Origin of the sequence: Labrenzia sp. 5N (assembly GCF_012395805.1) — a bacterium.
GTDB classification, from domain to species: domain Bacteria; phylum Pseudomonadota; class Alphaproteobacteria; order Rhizobiales; family Stappiaceae; genus Roseibium; species Roseibium algicola.
This window is the reverse complement of record NZ_JAAZTM010000004.1, coordinates 262,048-278,543: the sequence shown is the minus strand read 5'-3', so window position 1 is coordinate 278,543 and position 16,496 is coordinate 262,048. Positions and strand designations below refer to the sequence as shown.

At 60.0% G+C, this 16,496-nt stretch carries 16 protein-coding genes and 1 tRNA gene; 5 read left to right on the top strand and 12 right to left on the bottom strand.

The genetic code is table 11. From position 1 onward, the window contains the following. Positions 1-1,203 (top strand): 3-oxoadipyl-CoA thiolase, encoded by a 1,203-nt coding sequence (pcaF, locus tag HEP89_RS04340; RefSeq protein ID WP_168691419.1) that lies wholly within the window; start codon positions 1-3, stop codon positions 1,201-1,203. 66 nt (positions 1,204-1,269) lie between these two features. On the opposite strand, the gene HEP89_RS04335 is transcribed toward pcaF, so the two are convergent. From HEP89_RS04335 to rpmH, 12 genes are all read right to left on the bottom strand, one after another. After that, positions 1,270-1,650, bottom strand: a complete 381-nt coding sequence (locus tag HEP89_RS04335) for a hypothetical protein (protein ID WP_208993397.1) — start codon at positions 1,648-1,650, stop codon at positions 1,270-1,272. Positions 1,651-1,780: 130 nt separating this feature from the next. Beyond that, positions 1,781-2,644: a LysR substrate-binding domain-containing protein gene (locus tag HEP89_RS04330; protein WP_023002264.1), complete on the bottom strand. Its 864-nt coding sequence runs from the start codon at positions 2,642-2,644 to the stop codon at positions 1,781-1,783. Between the two features lie 63 nt (positions 2,645-2,707). Further along, positions 2,708-3,610, bottom strand: a complete 903-nt coding sequence (locus tag HEP89_RS04325; protein WP_023002263.1) for a DUF817 domain-containing protein — start codon at positions 3,608-3,610, stop codon at positions 2,708-2,710. Between the two features lie 133 nt (positions 3,611-3,743). Then, on the bottom strand, positions 3,744-4,487 hold the full coding sequence (locus tag HEP89_RS04320; protein ID WP_197923139.1) for a pyrimidine 5'-nucleotidase: 744 nt from the start codon (positions 4,485-4,487) through the stop codon (positions 3,744-3,746). Next, the gene (gene argB, locus HEP89_RS04315) at positions 4,484-5,371 is read right to left on the bottom strand and encodes an acetylglutamate kinase (RefSeq protein WP_023002261.1); all 888 of its coding nucleotides are present in this window, start codon (positions 5,369-5,371) and stop codon (positions 4,484-4,486) included. The genes HEP89_RS04320 and argB overlap by 4 nt, the downstream gene beginning before the upstream one ends. Positions 5,372-5,469: 98 nt before the next feature. Beyond that, entirely contained in the window at positions 5,470-6,117 is a 648-nt protein-coding gene (gene yihA, locus HEP89_RS04310; RefSeq protein ID WP_023002260.1) for a ribosome biogenesis GTP-binding protein YihA/YsxC, read from the bottom strand. Between the two features lie 136 nt (positions 6,118-6,253). After that, positions 6,254-6,934, bottom strand: a complete 681-nt coding sequence (locus tag HEP89_RS04305; protein ID WP_168691418.1) for a CatB-related O-acetyltransferase — start codon at positions 6,932-6,934, stop codon at positions 6,254-6,256. A 228-nt stretch (positions 6,935-7,162) separates the two neighbouring features. Beyond that, positions 7,163-7,822, bottom strand: coding sequence for a transglycosylase domain-containing protein (locus tag HEP89_RS04300; RefSeq protein WP_168691417.1), 660 nt, complete (start codon positions 7,820-7,822; stop codon positions 7,163-7,165). A gap of 226 nt (positions 7,823-8,048) precedes the next feature. After that, positions 8,049-9,053, bottom strand: coding sequence for a hypothetical protein (locus HEP89_RS04295; protein WP_168691416.1), 1,005 nt, complete (start codon positions 9,051-9,053; stop codon positions 8,049-8,051). A gap of 463 nt (positions 9,054-9,516) precedes the next feature. Next, entirely contained in the window at positions 9,517-11,337 is a 1,821-nt protein-coding gene (gene yidC, locus HEP89_RS04290) for a membrane protein insertase YidC (protein ID WP_197923138.1), read from the bottom strand. Beyond that, positions 11,334-11,744 (bottom strand): ribonuclease P protein component, encoded by a 411-nt coding sequence (gene rnpA / locus HEP89_RS04285; protein WP_023002254.1) that lies wholly within the window; start codon positions 11,742-11,744, stop codon positions 11,334-11,336. The genes yidC and rnpA overlap by 4 nt, the downstream gene beginning before the upstream one ends. 59 nt (positions 11,745-11,803) lie before the next feature. Continuing rightward, positions 11,804-11,938: a 50S ribosomal protein L34 gene (gene rpmH / locus HEP89_RS04280; protein ID WP_006934271.1), complete on the bottom strand. Its 135-nt coding sequence runs from the start codon at positions 11,936-11,938 to the stop codon at positions 11,804-11,806. A 325-nt stretch (positions 11,939-12,263) separates the two neighbouring features. Here rpmH and HEP89_RS04275 point away from each other — a divergent pair, with 325 nt between their 5' ends. The 4 genes from HEP89_RS04275 (at position 12,264) to HEP89_RS04260 (ending at position 16,399) form a co-directional block, all read left to right on the top strand. Continuing rightward, complete coding sequence (locus HEP89_RS04275; protein WP_023002253.1) at positions 12,264-13,085, top strand: TVP38/TMEM64 family protein; 822 nt, start codon at positions 12,264-12,266, stop codon at positions 13,083-13,085. A gap of 36 nt (positions 13,086-13,121) precedes the next feature. Then, positions 13,122-14,552 (top strand): FAD-dependent oxidoreductase, encoded by a 1,431-nt coding sequence (locus tag HEP89_RS04270; protein WP_168691415.1) that lies wholly within the window; start codon positions 13,122-13,124, stop codon positions 14,550-14,552. Between the two features lie 82 nt (positions 14,553-14,634). Next, entirely contained in the window at positions 14,635-16,107 is a 1,473-nt protein-coding gene (locus tag HEP89_RS04265; protein ID WP_023002251.1) for a HAMP domain-containing sensor histidine kinase, read from the top strand. 215 nt (positions 16,108-16,322) lie between these two features. After that, positions 16,323-16,399 (top strand) — tRNA-Arg (locus HEP89_RS04260). Positions 16,400-16,496 lie beyond the last annotated feature (97 nt).

Genomic DNA, 16,496 nt, shown 5'->3' with positions numbered 1-16,496 from the left:
ATGGCTGAAGCCTTTATCTGCGACTATATCCGTACGCCCATCGGCCGCTTCGGCGGGGCGCTGTCCTCCGTCCGCGCCGATGACCTTGGCGCCATTCCGCTGAAAGCGCTGATGGAGCGTAATCAGGACATGGACTGGGCGGCGGTTGAGGAAGTCTTTTTCGGCTGCGCCAACCAGGCTGGTGAAGACAACCGCAACGTGGCGCGCATGAGCCTGCTGCTTGCCGGGCTGCCGGAAACCGTGCCCGGCACCACGTTGAACCGCCTGTGCGGTTCGGGCATGGATGCGGTCATCAGTGCGGCTCGGGCCATCAAGGCGGGTGAAATGGAGCTGGCGATTGCCGGCGGCGTGGAATCCATGTCCCGCGCTCCCTTCGTCATGCCCAAGGCGGAAACAGCGTTTTCACGCCAGAACGAGATTTTCGACACCACCATCGGCTGGCGTTTCGTCAACCCGCTGATGAAGAAGCAATACGGCATCGATTCCATGCCCGAAACCGGCGAGAATGTTGCCGAAGATTATGCCGTTTCCCGCGAGGACCAGGACGCCTTTGCCCTGCGCTCGCAAGAAAAGGCGGCCACAGCACAGGAAAACGGACGTCTGGCACGGGAAATCACGCCGGTGACCATTCCCCAGCGCAAGGGCGATCCGATTGTCGTCGACAGGGACGAACATCCGCGCGCAACCTCGCTGGAAGCTCTGGCGAAGCTGCGGGCACCCTTCCGCGAAGGCGGCAGCGTCACCGCGGGCAACGCGTCCGGCGTCAACGACGGTGCGGCAGCCCTGATCGTTGCGTCCGAGGCAGCGATCCGAAAATACGGTCTGACGCCGATCGCCCGCATTTCCGGCGGTGCGACGGCAGGCGTCGAACCGCGCATCATGGGCATCGGCCCGGCACCGGCAACCAAAAAGCTGTGCGAACGGCTTGGCATCAAGCCGACTGATTTCGATGTCGTCGAACTCAACGAAGCCTTCGCAAGCCAGGGCATTGCCGTCCTGCGCCAGCTCGGAATTGCCGAGGATGCACCCCACGTCAATCCGAACGGCGGTGCCATCGCACTCGGGCACCCGCTCGGCATGTCGGGCGCACGTATTGCCGGCACGGCTGCTCTGGAGCTGCAGCAGCGCGGCGCAAAGCGCGCTCTTGCAACCATGTGCATCGGTGTCGGCCAGGGTATCGCGATCGCGCTTGAAAGCGTCTGATCGTCGGTCGGCAATTGTCAGGTGAAACGGCCGGGCATCACGCCTGGCCGTTTCGCTATCTGCTCCTCAAGGATTGAGGACGATCACCTTGGTCTGACCGCCATTGCAGGTGTAGCAGCAGTTGGAACAGCGATTGCGGTTCTTGTAGCCCACGCCCCAGTAGAGATTGTTGCGATTTCGCACCCAAGCGCCATAGCAGACCTTTTCGCCGCGCTGGCAGGATATGTTGATCGTCTTCGTCGAAAAGTCGTCGAGCACGTAGATCTTCTTGTTGCCCGGCCAGACGTGTCCGCGGCGGGTATCGGAATAGAGTTCCACATCGACAATGTTCGGATGTTTGCTTTCGAACCGCCAGTGCAGTGTTTCCGCTGATGCCGGCAAGGTAGCGGTGGCAAAATAAACAAATGAGAACGCCAACAAGACGGCGCTCAAAAGCCCCTTACGCATAATACTTCCCCCAAAGTATCCCCATGAAAAGCTGCGCCGGACCATTGTGCTGAATGGATATCTGGCAGCTCGCGCAAATAATGGGGCCTTTTTGAAGAGGATGGCAAGCAGGCGTTGCCAATTGCAGTGTTCAGACAGTGGTTTGCAGCCAGTCCCGAAAGGCGGCCACGGGGCGGGTCAAGGTGCGGGCGGGCGAGCGCACAAACCAGTATCCGGTCTCCAGTTCAACCAGTTTCCAGTCCGGCATGATCAGGTGCCCCGCCTCCAGTTCCTGGGAGACGAAGCGTCTGTCGATCACGATCGCGCCCATGCCTGCTATGGCAGCCTGGATGGCAAGATCCCGGCTCTGCAGCACGGTTCCCGATTTCGTGTCCGAATGGCTGAGCCCGGCCTCCTCCAGCCAGCGCACCCAGTCGCCACGCCGCGAGGCGCTGTGCAGAAGCCTGAGGCCGCTCAGAACGGATGTGTCGGTGGCATCCTTGCCACGCAGCAGGCCGGGTGCCAGGGCCACCGCCAGGTGTTCCTTCCACAAGAGGTGGCTCTCGACACTCGGCCAGTTGCCGGTCCCCAGCCGTATGGCGCAATCGTAGTTTTCGCGATCGAGATCAACCATGCGAGTGGACGCGGACAACAGCAGTTCCACATCCGGTTGGCTCGCCTGGAAATCCGGCAAGCGGGGGATCAACCAGCGGGTGGCAAAGGTCGAGACGGTGCTGATCCTCAGCTCCGTCCGGCCGCGCCGGCGGAAGCTGTCGACAGCCTCTTCGATGCGGTCGAAGGCATCGCCCATGCTCAGGGCCAGGCGCTGTCCTTCTTCTGTCAGGGTGAGCCCGCGCCCATCCCGGTTGACCAGCGTCGCACCAAGCTCGTTTTCCAGCTTGCGCATCAGGTGGGACAGCGCCGAAGGCGAAACCCCGAGCTTTTCGGCCGCAAGCGACGCACGCCCGTGGCGGGCCAGCAGGGAAAAGGCATGTAGCGCACGCAGGGACGCCATGGTCGATCTCCGGAAAGTTGAATATTATTCAATAATGAACCCCGGAGACCCTGTCGAGATCGGTCAGGCTTTTTCGGCGGAACTTTCCCTTTTCGGCCTGTTCACAAGGGTGACCAGTACGAAGGAAATGATCATCAGAAGCACCCATGCATTCAACTTTGCGATTGAAACCAGTGTCCATGCATCGGCCTGATCGGGATACTGCCAGGCGCGGGCGAAAGTGCCGATATTCTCCGCAATCCAGATGAACAGGGCGACCAGAAAAAAGCCCAGCACCAGCGGCATCTTGTGCCTGTAGCGGAACACCGAATAATGGACCCAGGTTCGTCCAAAGAGCAAAAACAAGAAGACGAAAAGGCCAAGCCGCAGGTCGATGATGAAATGGTGGCTGAAGAAGTTCACGTAGATCGCGAGCGCAAACAGCCATGTGGTCCACAACGGCGGATAACCGCTATAGGCGAAGTGGAAGATCCGGGAAACGCGGGCGAGATAGCTGCCGACGGAGGCATACATGAACCCGGTGAACAGGGGCACGTCACCGATGCGGAACAGGCTTTCCTCCGGATAGACCCAGGACCCGGCGGAGGTCTTGAAAATCTCCATGACCGTGCCGACCACGTGAAAGATCAGGATGATCCTGGCTTCGTCCAGCGTTTCCAGACGCGTGGCCAGCATTGCGATCTGAAGACCGAGGGCCGCGAGAAACAGGAAGTCGTAGCGACTGAGTGCGGCGTCTTCCGGATAGACGAACCGCGTCAGAAGGATGATTGCGAGCAACAGGCCGCCGAAGATGCAGGCATAGGCCTGCTTCAGGCCGAAGGCGAGAAACTCCGTCGCCGCCAGACCGAACAAGCCCTTGCCGAAGACCGGACGCAGCCTGTGCAGGAGGTGATTGATGAGCCTTTCCGTTCCAGAGCCTGGACGGGAGGGGGCTTGTAGAGGTTGGACGATCCCGGTGGGTAACATGTAACGCCTCAGCTGAAGATACCGGCCGGTCCGCAAGCGGCCGGCAGGTCTTCTATGCATCTGGCGATGTGCAGGAACTGTGCAGTGCCTTCACAGTTTTCTGCAATATTGCGGGCTGACCTGCGGTCGGGCGCTAGCTGATGGCGCCAAGAACGGCGTTCAGGAACCCGGTCAGTTCATCGGTGACGAAATCCACATGCGGATAGGGTTCGCCTTCCATGTCCCAGGTTTCCTGGAACACGTCCCGCGTGCCGGTCGGCAGGATCAACGTCGTGCACATGCCAAGCGCATGCGGCACGCTCAGGTTCTTGGCCAGGTCTTCAAACATGGCAGCACGTGCCGGCGCGACGCCGGTATGTGCCAGGAAACGTTCGTAGGTGACCTTGTTGGGCTTGGGCACAAGATCCGCCGAGACGATGTCGAAGATATCCTCGAAATGATCCGCGATGCCGAGCGCAGCCGCCGTGCGTTCCGCATGTGGGCGGTCGCCGTTGGTGAAGATGAACTTCCGGCCCGGCAAGGCCTCGATCGCGGCTGCAAGGTCCGGATCGGGTTTCAGGGTCGAGTAGTCGATATCATGGACGAAGCGCAGGTAATCGTCCGGGTCGATGGCGTGGTTGGTCATCAGCCCGCGCAGGGTCGTGCCGAACTCGTGGTAGAGCTCCTTCTGATGCGCCATTGCCTCATCGGGCGGCAGGTTCAGGATCTTCTGCACATAGCGCGAGATCTGTTCGTTGATCTGCGGGAACAGGTCGCTCTCGTGCGGGTAGAGCGTATTGTCCAGATCGAAGACCCAGGCTTCGACGCCTTTGAAGATCCTCAGGTCGCGGCGATGAGCCTGCGGGCCCTCGTGGGGTAGGGGGCGTTTTCCTGTCACGGGCGGATCAACGTCCCTGCGCCGCCGTCGGTGAACAGTTCCAGCAGCACCGCGTGCGGTACCTTGCCGTTCAGGATGACAACGCCTTCAACGCCGCGGTCCAAAGCTTCGATACAGGTTTCGACCTTGGGGATCATGCCGCCGGAAATGGTGCCGTCGGCAATCAGCTCATGCGCCTTGGCAACGGTGAGCTGCTTGATCAGGTTGCCGTCCTTGTCCAGAACGCCGGGCACGTCCGTCAGGAACAGCAGCCGTTTGGCGTTGAGCGAGCCCGCAATGGCGCCGGCAGCGGTGTCGGCGTTGATGTTGTAGGTCTCGCCGTCTTCGCCCGGGGCGACCGGGGCGACAACCGGAATGATGTCTTCCTTGAGCACCAGCTTCAAAACGGTCGGGTCGACCTTGTCCGGTTCGCCGACGAAGCCGAGATCGAGAACGCTTTCGATGTTGCTGTCCGGATCAACCACGGTCCGGGTCAGCTTGCGTGCGGTCACCAGGTTGCCGTCCTTGCCGCACAGTCCGACTGCGCGGCCGCCTTCGGCATTGATCAGTTGGACGATTTCCTTGTTGATCGAACCGGCAAGAACCATCTCGACCACTTCGACGGTGGCCCTGTCGGTCACGCGCAGACCGCCCTTGAACTCGCTGACGATGTTCAGCCGCTGCAGCATCTTGCCGATCTGCGGCCCGCCGCCATGAACCACCACCGGATTGACCCCGGACTGGCGTAGCAGCGTGATGTCGCGCGCAAAGGCCTGGCCGAGTTCCGGATCGCCCATGGCATGGCCACCGTATTTCACGACAACGGTCTTGTTGTCGTAGCGCTGCATGTAAGGCAGGGCATGGGCAATGATGTTGGCGCGTGTGGCGGTGTCAGGCGTGGTCATGGAACGGAAATACTCACCGTGGCTGGGAAAACGTCTCGCGAAAGTCCCCTGCTATAGCCGGTTTGAAGTGGCTTCACAATCGGCGCAGGAGTGACGGGTCACTGGGTGGCCAGAAGAAACAGCTCCGCCCGCAGTTCGTCGACACCGCGGTTCTTTTCCGAGGACGTGGCCAGAATCTCCGGATGGGCGGCGACCCGCTTGCGCAGGATTGCCTTGGTGTCCTCGATGAGGCGAACGAGTTGCGGCGGTTTGATCTTGTCGGCTTTGGTCAGCACGACCTGATAGACGACGGCTGCCTTGTCGAGCAGTTCCATCGCTTCGAGATCGTTCTTCTTGATGCCGTGACGGCTGTCGATCAGAAGGATCACGCGGCGCAGGTTCGGCCGACCGCGCAGATAGGAAAACACCAGCTGGGTCCAGGCTTCCACCAGTTCCTTGGGCGCCTGCGCATAGCCATATCCCGGCATGTCGACGATCGTCAGCGGCGTCTCGGGAGCAATGAAGAAGTTCAGCATCTGTGTCCGGCCCGGGGTTGCCGAAGTCCGGGCAAGGTCCTTGCGTCCGGTCAGCGCGTTGATCAGGCTGGACTTGCCGACGTTCGATCGCCCCGCAAAGGCGATCTCCGCTCCGGCCGCTTCCGGCAGGTTGGCCATGTCGGTGACGCTGGTGAGAAAATCCCACGGACGGCAGAACATCAGCCGGCCAGCTTCGAGGTCTTCATCGGAATATTTTTGTTCTTCGCTCATAAGCGCCTTCTACCCTGCCTGAAAGCAACCGTCACTAGTTTTGGCGTGCCGGTTCAAGCCTGCAACCCCGCAAGGCGCACCCATTTGAAAGGGACGCCTTGCAGGTCTTTTGGTCCGCACGGCCGGACTGTTCTGATCAGGCGCTGTTTCGTTTGGCATCATACTCACCGCCCAACTCTGTCGCGACCGCCTCCAAGGCCTCGATATCCGCGCCGCGGATCGCATCGAGGTTCCGGGAGATCGTCTCGGCCGGCCAATCCCACCAGGCGATTTCAAGCAGCCGTTCGATAGTGGCTTCATCAAACCGGAGTTTTACCACCCGGGCAGGATTGCCGACCACCACCGCATAGGGCGGGACGTCGGACGCGACCACCGCGTGCGCGCCGATGATTGCCCCGGAGCAGATGGTGACACCGGGCATCACCGTTGCATTGGTTCCGAACCAGACATCATGACCGACAATGGTATCTCCCTTCAGGTGGTCGAAAATGGTCGCAGGATCGAAGCCCTGTTCCCAACCGTTTTGGAAGATGTTGAAAGGGTAGGTCGAAAAACCCGTCATGGCATGGTTGGCACCACTCATGATGAACGTCGTTCCCTGCGCCAGCGCGCAGAACTTCCCGATCTTCAGCCGGTCGCCGACAAAGTCGAAGTGATAGCGCACATTGCGGCTTTCAAACTCCGCTGCGTGGTTTTCATCGTTGTAATAGGTGAAGTCGCCCACTTCGATGGTAGGGCGGGTGATCACGTTTTTCAGGTAAACCGTGTGCGGTTCGCCATTGAAGGGATGGAGCGTGTCGGGGGACGGGCCGTGCATGGGGCCTCCTTAAAAGCAAGAAAACAAGGGAAATTGGAAAACGCGTGTTGGACGCGGTTGACCTGCCGGTGAGCGGCTTCGCCTTGCGGATCAGGTCTTGCTTTATCGGATCATTGGTCCAGGCACTCCAAACGGGATCGGTTGAAAGACGCGAGAGCCTCGCGTCAAGGTGCCGGATAAAAACACGAGGTTCCGGCGCCGGTCAAGGTGGAACCTTTTAGGGTTTGTCTATTTGTCCCTGCAGCCTTCCAGCCAGACGTCGCCATTGTCCAGCGGTGTGCAACTGCCGGCAACCAGGCGTTCGATCCGGGCAACGCGGTCTTCAAGTTTCGGATCGTCCTTTCCAAGATGGTATGTGGACGGGGCGATAAGGACCGCGACAAGGGAGAGAAATTCCCTTTCGGAAAGCTCTGCCGGAGCTTTCCCGTAGATGGCATTGCTTGCCCTGAAGAACCCGGTCATCCAACCGTCGGGCCCATGGCCCATTTCCAGGGTGTCGAGCCAGAGAGCCAGAATTTCCTGCTTGGTAAGCTCATGTTCCAGCCCGATTGCGTAACCGGTCTGCCGGATCTTGGCGATACCGGGATGGAATGTTTCGAAACCGACGCGTTTGGCAAGCGATTGGGTAATTGTGGTGAGACCGCCTCCGGCGCTGGAAAGATCCACGCCGGAATGGTCCACAAAGCCGGGATCCTCGACCTGCAGCAATTTCGCAAGTTGCCTCGGCCCAAGATCCACACCGCCTCGGCCGCCGGCAATCAGCCTGTCGGCGCGTGCAGACAGGCGAAAGGCATCGGCTCGGGCATCGAGATAACCGGCAAATCCGTAAACAAAGGCGGCGGCAGTCAGAAGCAGGACGAGGGCGGAAAGGATTTTGAGTACGCGCAAGGGACACCTCCGGAAATATATCTCGAACCGTGTCGGGCAAAGCGGGCACTGTCATGATGGAAACGAGGCCTAAAGACGGCGCCTGCCTGCGTTTTTCAAATCGGGGGCTACGGGGAGTCTGGCAGGCGACGACTTGAAAAGTCCCGCTTGAGTGGGGTTCTTCTGGTCGGTCGAGAGCCGCGTCGAAAGTGGACCCGACAGGTGGCACCGGTTTCTGGAGTAGCGTTCAGGTGGGAATGCGGACCCGGGCGTCGACACGCCTTTCACCAAAAGCCCTGTCCTGCGGCATTTGGACTGCCCTCGGGTCGTTGAACAGGAATTCGGAGATTCTCGACATCAACCTGATGCGTGTGTGTCTGTTGCCTTCGTGAAATCCGATATCATTAAGCCCTCTCACATAGGCTTGGAATGTCGGGTCCGGGGCGTTGTCCTGCGGTGGCTTGAAATAGAGCTCACCTTGTCCGAACGCAGGCTGATAGCCGAAAAACGCCAGGCCAAGCAGTTCGCGCGCCAGCACACGCGGGTTCTGGAATGATGCTTTCCTGTTGGTGTGTCTGTCCGTGTACTGTCCGAAGGTCCAGAACATGCCGGCGTTCCGGTTCATGAACTCCTTCCAGTGGTTCTTTTGATAGTCCACGGTTCCCTTCACAAGGTGCTCTGCAGCTTTCCGGTTGGTCACATGCGGCAGAATCTTCTGCAGTTTCGGGACCTCTTCGTCCAGCAAATCCTCGCCGCATTGGCGAAAAAGGCCGGCCTCAGCGGTTTCCAGCGTCAGACTGAAGGTCTTGTGGGCAGTGATCGCACCGATGATGAGTGCATCGTTGAGAAGAGGCGTCCACTTCTTTTCACTCAGGATGGCGCCTCCTGTGACGGGCACGGGAGGGATGATATTCTTGTTCGCGTCCGTGTGCGTGCCTTTGCCATCGTTGCGGGCTCTTTGTTCCGTTCGGACATGCTTCCTGGTTACGTCTTCCTGGATGCCGCTGGCAGCCGTCACACCGAAGTTTGCGATCAGGTTTTTGCACATCCGGATACCGGTGCCGCCAAGCAAGGTATATGGCATTCGGTTATTTGCGGCAGCCCTGTACAGATTGTAAGCAGCCCGGCAAAACTGGTCCATTTTGTCCCGATCCTGCCAGTTGGACCAGTTTTGAACCCACGCGTTGTCGTCCCAGTAACGCTGCCAGTGAGGTTCAACCGCTGCTTTGAAGGCGTCATAGTCTGCGTACATGTTCACGTTCTCCACGATGTGGCCATGCTTGCGGCCGCATAAAAGGGATCAGGCGCACGCTTTGCTGTGTGCCGGTTTCTGTTTCAGGTGTTGGCTGGCTTGCTTGTGTCACCGGGTATTGAGCAGGCGCTTTCGGCTGCGAGCACCCGGCCGCACAAGTTGTTGCGTCTCTGGCAGACAATTTGATGGAAGAAGGGCCAAATGGCCAGTGACGCCCGTCACTGCGCTCGCATGGGCCTTGAAGTGGTCAACGCTGGGTCTTGTCGAGAAATGGCGAACTCTTGCCGGTCATTTCCATACCGAACATTCACTCGACAGGCGGAGCGGGACAAAGTCGGCAATGTCCTGCCGACGGAAGCCAGGGGGGCATCATAAGAACATCAAAAGGTTCGATGACCGGCCTCTCAATGAATAAGCCCCGCCGGTTGGCGGGGCTTATTGTTTTCAGGCAACTGCCAGAGGACTAACTCTTGTCGTCGGGAGCTGGCTTCTTGCGTTTGAAGAGCGCCCCCAGATTGTCCCAGAGCTCCACCTTGGCTCCCTGACGGCGCATGATCACATACTGCTGCGTCACGGACAGGGTGTTGTTCCATGCCCAGTAGATCACCAGACCGGCCGGGAAAGAGGCCAGCATGAAGGTGAAGATCACGGGCATCCAGGTGAAGATCATCTGCTGGGTCGGATCGGGCGGAGCCGGGTTCATCTTCATCTGGATGAACATGGTGATCCCCATGATCAGCGGCCAGACGCCCAGCATCAGCATCTGCGGCGGATCCCAGGGGATCAGGCCGAACAGGTTGAAGATGGTGGTCGGGTCCGGTGCCGAAAGATCCTGGATCCAGCCGAAGAACGGTGCGTGGCGCATTTCGATGGTGACGTACAGCACCTTGTAGAGTGCGAAGAACACCGGGATCTGCACCAGGATCGGCAGACAGCCGGCCAGCGGGTTGATCTTCTCTTTCTTGTAGAGCTCCATCAACGCCTGCTGCTGCTTCTGCCGGTCGTCGGAATATTTCTCTCGAATTTCCGTCATTTGCGGCTGCACGAGCTTCATCTTGCTCATGGAGACGTAGGACTTGTTGGCCAGCGGGAAGAAGATCAGCTTGACGATAACGGTGACGACCAGGATGGCGACACCGAAGTTGCCGAACAGGTGGAAGAACCAGTCGATCGCGAAGAACATCGGTTTGGTGAGGAAGTAGAACCAGCCCCAGTCGATGAGGAGTTCGAACCGTTCGATGCCGAGCGCTTCCTCGTAACCGTCGAGAACCTTGGTTTCCTTGGCACCGGCAAACAGATACGAGCTGCTTTCGCCGGTCGAACCGCCTGCAATGGTCACACCGTTGCCGAGATAGTCGGCCTGAAAGACGTCGGTGGTGGCGGAGTGGCTGAAGCCCGGCTGGAATTCCTGACCCGGGGTCGGGATGAGCGTCGCGGCCCAGTACTTGTCGGTGATGCCGAGCCAGCCCTGGTCGACCTTGGCCGGCCGGATGGAGCTTTCTTCCATCAGATCGTCGTAATCGACTTCCTTGAGGCCTTCCGCGCCGAAGACGCCGAGCAGACCTTCATGGAGAATATAGATACCCTTGGTTTCCGGCATGCCCTTTCGAGCGATCAGGCCGTAGGGATAGAGCGTTACCGCGTCGGCGCCAGTGTTTTCGACCGCCTGATTGACGGTGAACATGTAGTTGTCGTCGACAGAGAAGGTGCGCTTGAAGGTGAGGCCCGCACCATTGTCCCAGGACAGTGTCACGGGGGTCGACGGGGTCAGTGTCGTCTCGCCGTCGATGGACCAGATGGTATCCGGGCCGGGCAGGGCGATGTTCGAACCCGGATCGCCGACCCAGCCGTAATCAGCGTAGTAGGGCTTGGGGCTGCCGGACGGTGAGAACAGCACGATGGTCGGGCTGCTCTTGTCGACGGTCTCGTGATAGTCCTTCAGCCGGATATCGTCGAGGCGGCCGCCTTTCAGATTGAGCGACCCTTCAAGGCTGGGCGTATCGATGGTCACGCGCTGGGAAGCGGCAAGCGCAGTATCCCGGTTGGCGAAGGCGGCCTGTTGCCCGGCCGCCGGTGCCGCGGTATTGGCGCCCTGCGAACCGGTCGGTTGCGGTGCATCCGGGTTTGTTGTGCCGGTCGCGGCCTTTTGAGCGGCCTCCTGCTGGGCCTGAAGTTCGGCCTGCTGGCGTTCCAACTGAGGCGCGGCAACGAAATATTGCCAGCCGAGCAGAACAATCAGGGACAGAACGATCGCGAGAATCGTGTTGCGGTTTTCAGAAATCAACTGGATTTACCCCTGTTTCCTGCGCTGTTTCGATTGGGCTGCGAGCCCTGCCGGCGCGGTTTTCCCCGTCCGCGCGGCGTTTGCGGATCCAGCACCTGGCTCAGGCCAGACTTAAGGTCTGCAACGATTTTTTCAAAGGGAAGAGTGAGTGCGCTGTCGCGAGCGACAAGCACGAAATCCGCCTTTTGCGGGATATCTTCGGGCGCAAGTTCGGCCACGGCGGCTCGAAGCCTCCGCTTTATGCGGCTGCGCATAACCGAATTGCCGGTTTTCTTGGTAACCGTGTAGCCAACCCGCGACGCGTCGTCGCTGTCGCGGTTCAAGCCCTGAACGACAAAAGCGCGCCGGCCCAGCCGGCCGCCTTTGGCGACCGCCAGGAATTCGGAGCGCTTTTTCAAAGTGTCCATAGCGGCGGATTGGTGTTGGCAGTCGCCGCCAACCCGGCGCACTGCGGGCTGGTCGCCGATTAGGCGCTGAGGCTCTTGCGACCCTTCGCGCGGCGACGAGCAAGCACCTGACGGCCATTCTTGGTGGCCATACGTGCGCGGAAGCCGTGGCGACGCTTGCGGACAAGACGGCTCGGTTGATACGTACGCTTCATTGTTCTTCCCCGCGCGGCTAAGAGCGCGGCCCTTGTTCATTTTTTAAATTCTTTGGAGGAAGCACCCGAAGCGCCATGAAGAGCGCGGCTTTTCCAGCCTTGGGTCCGAATGCATGTCCCGGTCGAGCGCGCTTATAAGGGCCATGCCGCCTCAAGTCAACTTTGCACGCCTAAGATTCTGCGTTTTCCTTTCGATCACGCACAGGTGAACCTGAAACGGGCAAGCGTCACTTATCAGTGAAGCACAGTTCTTTTTACGAGGTTTAAGGTACATCTGCCTATCAGAACAAAAAAGCAGGGCGCCCCTGCGACAAGAAGCGAGCTGATGGAAGAGTGGATGCTGGGTGACGAGGCCAACAGGATGACGCCGCCGAAGGACACGGGGCAGACCGGCGGAAAGACGCAGGAACGCACGGCAGCCGAAAGGCTCAGAAAGTGGCTGCCACTGGCGGTTCTCGCAGGACTGATGGTGCTCGGATTCGCGCTTGGCCTGCACAAGCAGCTGACCTTGTCGAACCTCATCATGCAGCGGCAGGACCTTGCCGGTTATGTCGAGCAGAACCTGGTGCTCGCCATTCTCGCCTATGTGGCAATCTATACCGTGGCGGTCGCTCTGTCGTTTCCCGGGGCATCCTTGCTGACCATCGCGGGCGGTTTTCTGTTTGGCTGGGTAATTGGCGGTGTCGCAACGGTTCTGGGCGCGACGATCGGCGCCTGCGCCGTCTTTCTTGTTGCAAGATCCTCCTTCGGTGAGGTGCTCACCAATCGGGCCGGCCCCTTCCTTGCTCGTCTGGCCGAAGGGTTTCGCAAGGATGCGTTTCACTACCTCCTGTTCCTGCGGCTGACGCCGGTGTTTCCTTTCTGGCTGGTCAACATCGCCCCGGCAATCTTCAAGATGCCGTTGCCCTCCTACACGCTCGCCACGTTTGTCGGCATCATTCCGGGCACCTTTGCCTTCACCTTCATCGGTTCCGGCCTCGACAGTGTCATCGCGGCACAGGAAGCTGCCAACCCCGGCTGCGCGGCGTCCGGAACCTGCCAGATCGACGTTGCTGCCCTGGTAACACCACAGCTGCTGGCGGCGTTTTTTGCGCTCGGAATCGCCAGTCTCATTCCGGTGATCTTGAAAAAAGTCCGCAATCGTTAAACTTTCCGCCAGTTTCCTGCCGAATCGGAGCCCGTCATGGCCAATTTGCTGACCCCGGACATTTGCGTGATTGGCGCAGGCTCCGCCGGCCTGTCCGTTGCCGCGGCCGCGGCGGCCTTTGGCGTCGAGGTGGTGCTGATCGAAAAGGGGCTCATGGGCGGCGATTGCCTCAACTACGGCTGTGTGCCCTCCAAGGCACTTCTGGCCGCCGCCAAGGCCGCGCATACGCAGGAAGCTGCGAGCCGGTTCGGAGTGCATGGCGACAAGCCGAAAGTCGATTTTGCCGAAGCGAACGATCATGTCCGCAAGGTCATCGCCGCCATCGAGCCGCATGATTCCCAGGAACGCTTCGAAGGCCTCGGCGTCACCGTCCTGCGCGAGACGGCAAGGTTCACCGGACCCGATGAGGTGTTGGCCGGTGCCGTCCGTATCAAGGCCCGGCGTTTTGTCATCGCAACGGGTTCCTCCGCTTTCGTTCCGCCTATTCCGGGCCTCGAGGACGTTCCCTATCTCACCAACGAAACCCTGTTCCAGCTACGCGATCGACCGGAGCATCTGGCGATTATCGGCGGCGGACCAATCGGTCTTGAAATGGCGCAGGCCCACCGGCGTCTCGGTTCGAAAGTCACCGTGTTCGAAGCCCAGAAGGCTCTTGGCAAGGACGATCCGGAACTGGCGGCGTTGGTGCTGGATACCCTGCGTGCCGAAGGCATCGACATTCTGGAAGAAACGGCGGTCGAAAAGGTCGGGCGATCCGGTGCGGGGCTTGTGATCAGTGCGAAGGGAGCGGACGGAAAGCCGGTCACGGTGGAGGCCTCTCATCTGCTGGTGGCGACCGGCCGTGCGCCCAACGTCGACGGGCTCGGTCTGAAAGAAGCCGGCATCGATCATGACCGCAAAGGCATAGCGGTCGACAAGGGTTTGCGAACGAGCAACCGGCGCGTCTATGCCATTGGCGACGTTGCCGGCGGTCTGCAGTTTACGCATGTCGCCGGCTATCAGGCAGGTCTTGCGATTCGCTCCATCCTGTTCCGGCTGCCGGTCTCCATGACCAGCGACATTGTGCCCTGGGTTACCTACACATCGCCGGAACTTGGTCATGTCGGCCTGAGCGAAGCCGAGGCCCGCTCGCGCTATGGCCACAAGGTCAAGGTGCTGACGGCGGACTATGCCGGCAATGACAGGGCGCAGGCAGAAGGCCTCACGAAGGGCCGCCTGAAGCTGATTGCCGGGCCGCGCGGCAGGCTGCTTGGCGCGGATATCGCAGGTGCCCAGGCCGGGGAGGTCATCAATCTTCTGTCGCTCGCCCTGTCGAAGAAGATGACCATGAAGGACCTTGCCGGGTTCATCGCGCCCTATCCGACACTGGGTGAACTCGTGCGCCGTGCGGCAATTTCTTACTATGCGGAAGCGCCCAAAAATGCTTGGCTGCGCAAAGCGATCGGTTTCCTGCGTCTGTTCGGGTGACCGCTGGTGCCGTCTGTTTTAGAGAAGCTGTGGTACCATCGCTGATGCGGGGCCGGGGCCTTGGGATTTGGAAAGACGTGACATGAAACATGAGGGCGCGCCGCAAGGATCGGCTGTCCCGCAAGAACCCGCCGCCACGCCCGCTTCTCCCGGCGATGGCTTCGGGCATTATCGATTTGGCGGCCTGTCGGGCAAACTGCTGTTGATGACGGTGCTTTTCGTGATGCTCGCGGAAATCCTCATCTATGTGCCCTCGATCGCCAACTTTCGAAACACCTGGCTTACCGACAGGCTGACCACGGCAGGTGTCGCGGCCTCTGTGCTTGCGGAAACCAACACCATCGCCCCGCGTCTTCAGGAAGAATTGCTGCGCACGACCGGTGCGCTCGCGATTTCCCTCGACGAAGGCTCGCGGCGCAGCCTGATCGCCATGAGCAATGTGCCGGGCGAGATGGACTTCGTTGTCGACATGGCCGAAGTCACCCCCTGGTCGGCCATCCTGCACAGTTTCGAGATCCTCACCTATCGCGGCGACGGCGCCATGCGCATCATCGGTGTCGGCCAGATGGGCCATACCGAGCATGTCGATGTGGTCCTGCCCGTACGCCTTCTGCAACAGGACATGCTGGCCTTCTCCGGCCGCATTCTTGCACTGTCGCTGGTGATCTCGATCATCACCGCCAGCCTTGTCTACATCACCCTCAGGGCATTGTTCATCCGGCCGCTGCGCCGCCTGACGCGCTCCATGGAGCGGTTTGCCGAAAGCCCGGAAGATACCTCGCGTATCATGTCGATTTCCGGCCGCCGCGACGAGCTCGGCGACGCCGAAATCCGTCTGGCAGGCATGGAGGAGGCTCTTTCAAGGGCGCTTCATCAAAAGCAGAGGCTTGCTGACCTCGGTCTGGCCGTTTCCAAGATCAATCACGACCTCCGCAACCTGCTGGCCTCTGCACAGCTGTTTCTGGAGCGTCTGGAGCATGTGCCGGACCCGACGGTCAAGCGCCTTGCCCCCAAGATCCTGGCAACGCTCGACAGGGCGGTCGGTTACACCCAGGCGGTGATGTCCTACGGCAAGGCCCAGGAACGGGCGCCACAACGCCGTCTGTTGGCGCTGAAGCGTGTCGGTGACGACGTGGCGGACGTGCTGGGTCTCGTGGATCATGCCACGGTGCGTTTCGACAACAAGGTCCCGGTGGAAATCGAGATCGACGCCGATCCGGAACAGATCTTCCGTGTGATGCTCAATCTCGTCCGCAATGCCTTTCAGGCGCTGGAGGCGGAAAAGGACGAAACGCTGGTCCGCCGGATCACCATCGAGGCCGAGCGTGAGGGCACTTGCGTCCGCGTCCGGGTTTCCGACACGGGGCCGGGCATTCCGGAGAATATCCGCAAGGCACTGTTCAGGGCTTTCCACAGCGGTTCGAAAAACGGCGGCGTCGGTCTCGGGCTGGCGATTGTCGCCGAATTGCTCAAGGCGCATGGCGGATCGGTGCGGCTGGAAGACAACCGGACCGGCACATGTTTCTGTTTCGAGGTTCCTGACCGCAAGCCATGAGTGGGAAGGGCGATCTTATTCACCGCTAAGTCTCGAGGAGTTCTGCGGCTTTCCGAACTGTGTGACAGTTCTTTGAAAAAAAGTTCAAAAAGGTTCTTGCAATCCCCATCGGACCGCAGTAGGTAAGCGCCCTGTCCGGGGCACACGACACGCCCCGCAGCGCCAAGACCGGTCATCGGCAGGTTCAACCGAGATGACAAGATCTTCGCAAATACGCACCGGTAGCTCAGCTGGATAGAGCACCAGACTACGAATCTGGGGGTCGGGGGTTCGAATCCTCCCCGGTGCGCCATCTCTTTTTCACTACATGAAATCTCTGCTAAAGCCTTGAAAGGCATAGCTATTTTCGGGGTTCGAACACCCTCATTTCTGCTATAGGAAATAGGCTC

Excerpts from the sequence above, each read along its gene's own strand:
- rpmH (WP_006934271.1), bottom strand. The coding sequence starts at position 11,938 with ATGAAGCGTACGTATCAACCGAGCCGTCTTGTCCGCAAGCGTCGCCAC.
- HEP89_RS04335 (WP_208993397.1), bottom strand. The coding sequence starts at position 1,650 with ATGCGTAAGGGGCTTTTGAGCGCCGTCTTGTTGGCGTTCTCATTTGTT.
- HEP89_RS04295 (WP_168691416.1), bottom strand. The coding sequence starts at position 9,053 with ATGTACGCAGACTATGACGCCTTCAAAGCAGCGGTTGAACCTCACTGG.
- HEP89_RS04270 (WP_168691415.1), top strand. The coding sequence starts at position 13,122 with ATGGCCAATTTGCTGACCCCGGACATTTGCGTGATTGGCGCAGGCTCC.
- pcaF (WP_168691419.1), top strand. The coding sequence starts at position 1 with ATGGCTGAAGCCTTTATCTGCGACTATATCCGTACGCCCATCGGCCGC.
- HEP89_RS04325 (WP_023002263.1), bottom strand. The coding sequence starts at position 3,610 with ATGTTACCCACCGGGATCGTCCAACCTCTACAAGCCCCCTCCCGTCCA.
- yihA (WP_023002260.1), bottom strand. The coding sequence starts at position 6,117 with ATGAGCGAAGAACAAAAATATTCCGATGAAGACCTCGAAGCTGGCCGG.
- rnpA (WP_023002254.1), bottom strand. The coding sequence starts at position 11,744 with ATGGACACTTTGAAAAAGCGCTCCGAATTCCTGGCGGTCGCCAAAGGC.
- argB (WP_023002261.1), bottom strand. The coding sequence starts at position 5,371 with ATGACCACGCCTGACACCGCCACACGCGCCAACATCATTGCCCATGCC.
- HEP89_RS04265 (WP_023002251.1), top strand. The coding sequence starts at position 14,635 with ATGAAACATGAGGGCGCGCCGCAAGGATCGGCTGTCCCGCAAGAACCC.
- HEP89_RS04275 (WP_023002253.1), top strand. The coding sequence starts at position 12,264 with ATGGAAGAGTGGATGCTGGGTGACGAGGCCAACAGGATGACGCCGCCG.
- HEP89_RS04305 (WP_168691418.1), bottom strand. The coding sequence starts at position 6,934 with ATGCACGGCCCGTCCCCCGACACGCTCCATCCCTTCAATGGCGAACCG.
- HEP89_RS04330 (WP_023002264.1), bottom strand. The coding sequence starts at position 2,644 with ATGGCGTCCCTGCGTGCGCTACATGCCTTTTCCCTGCTGGCCCGCCAC.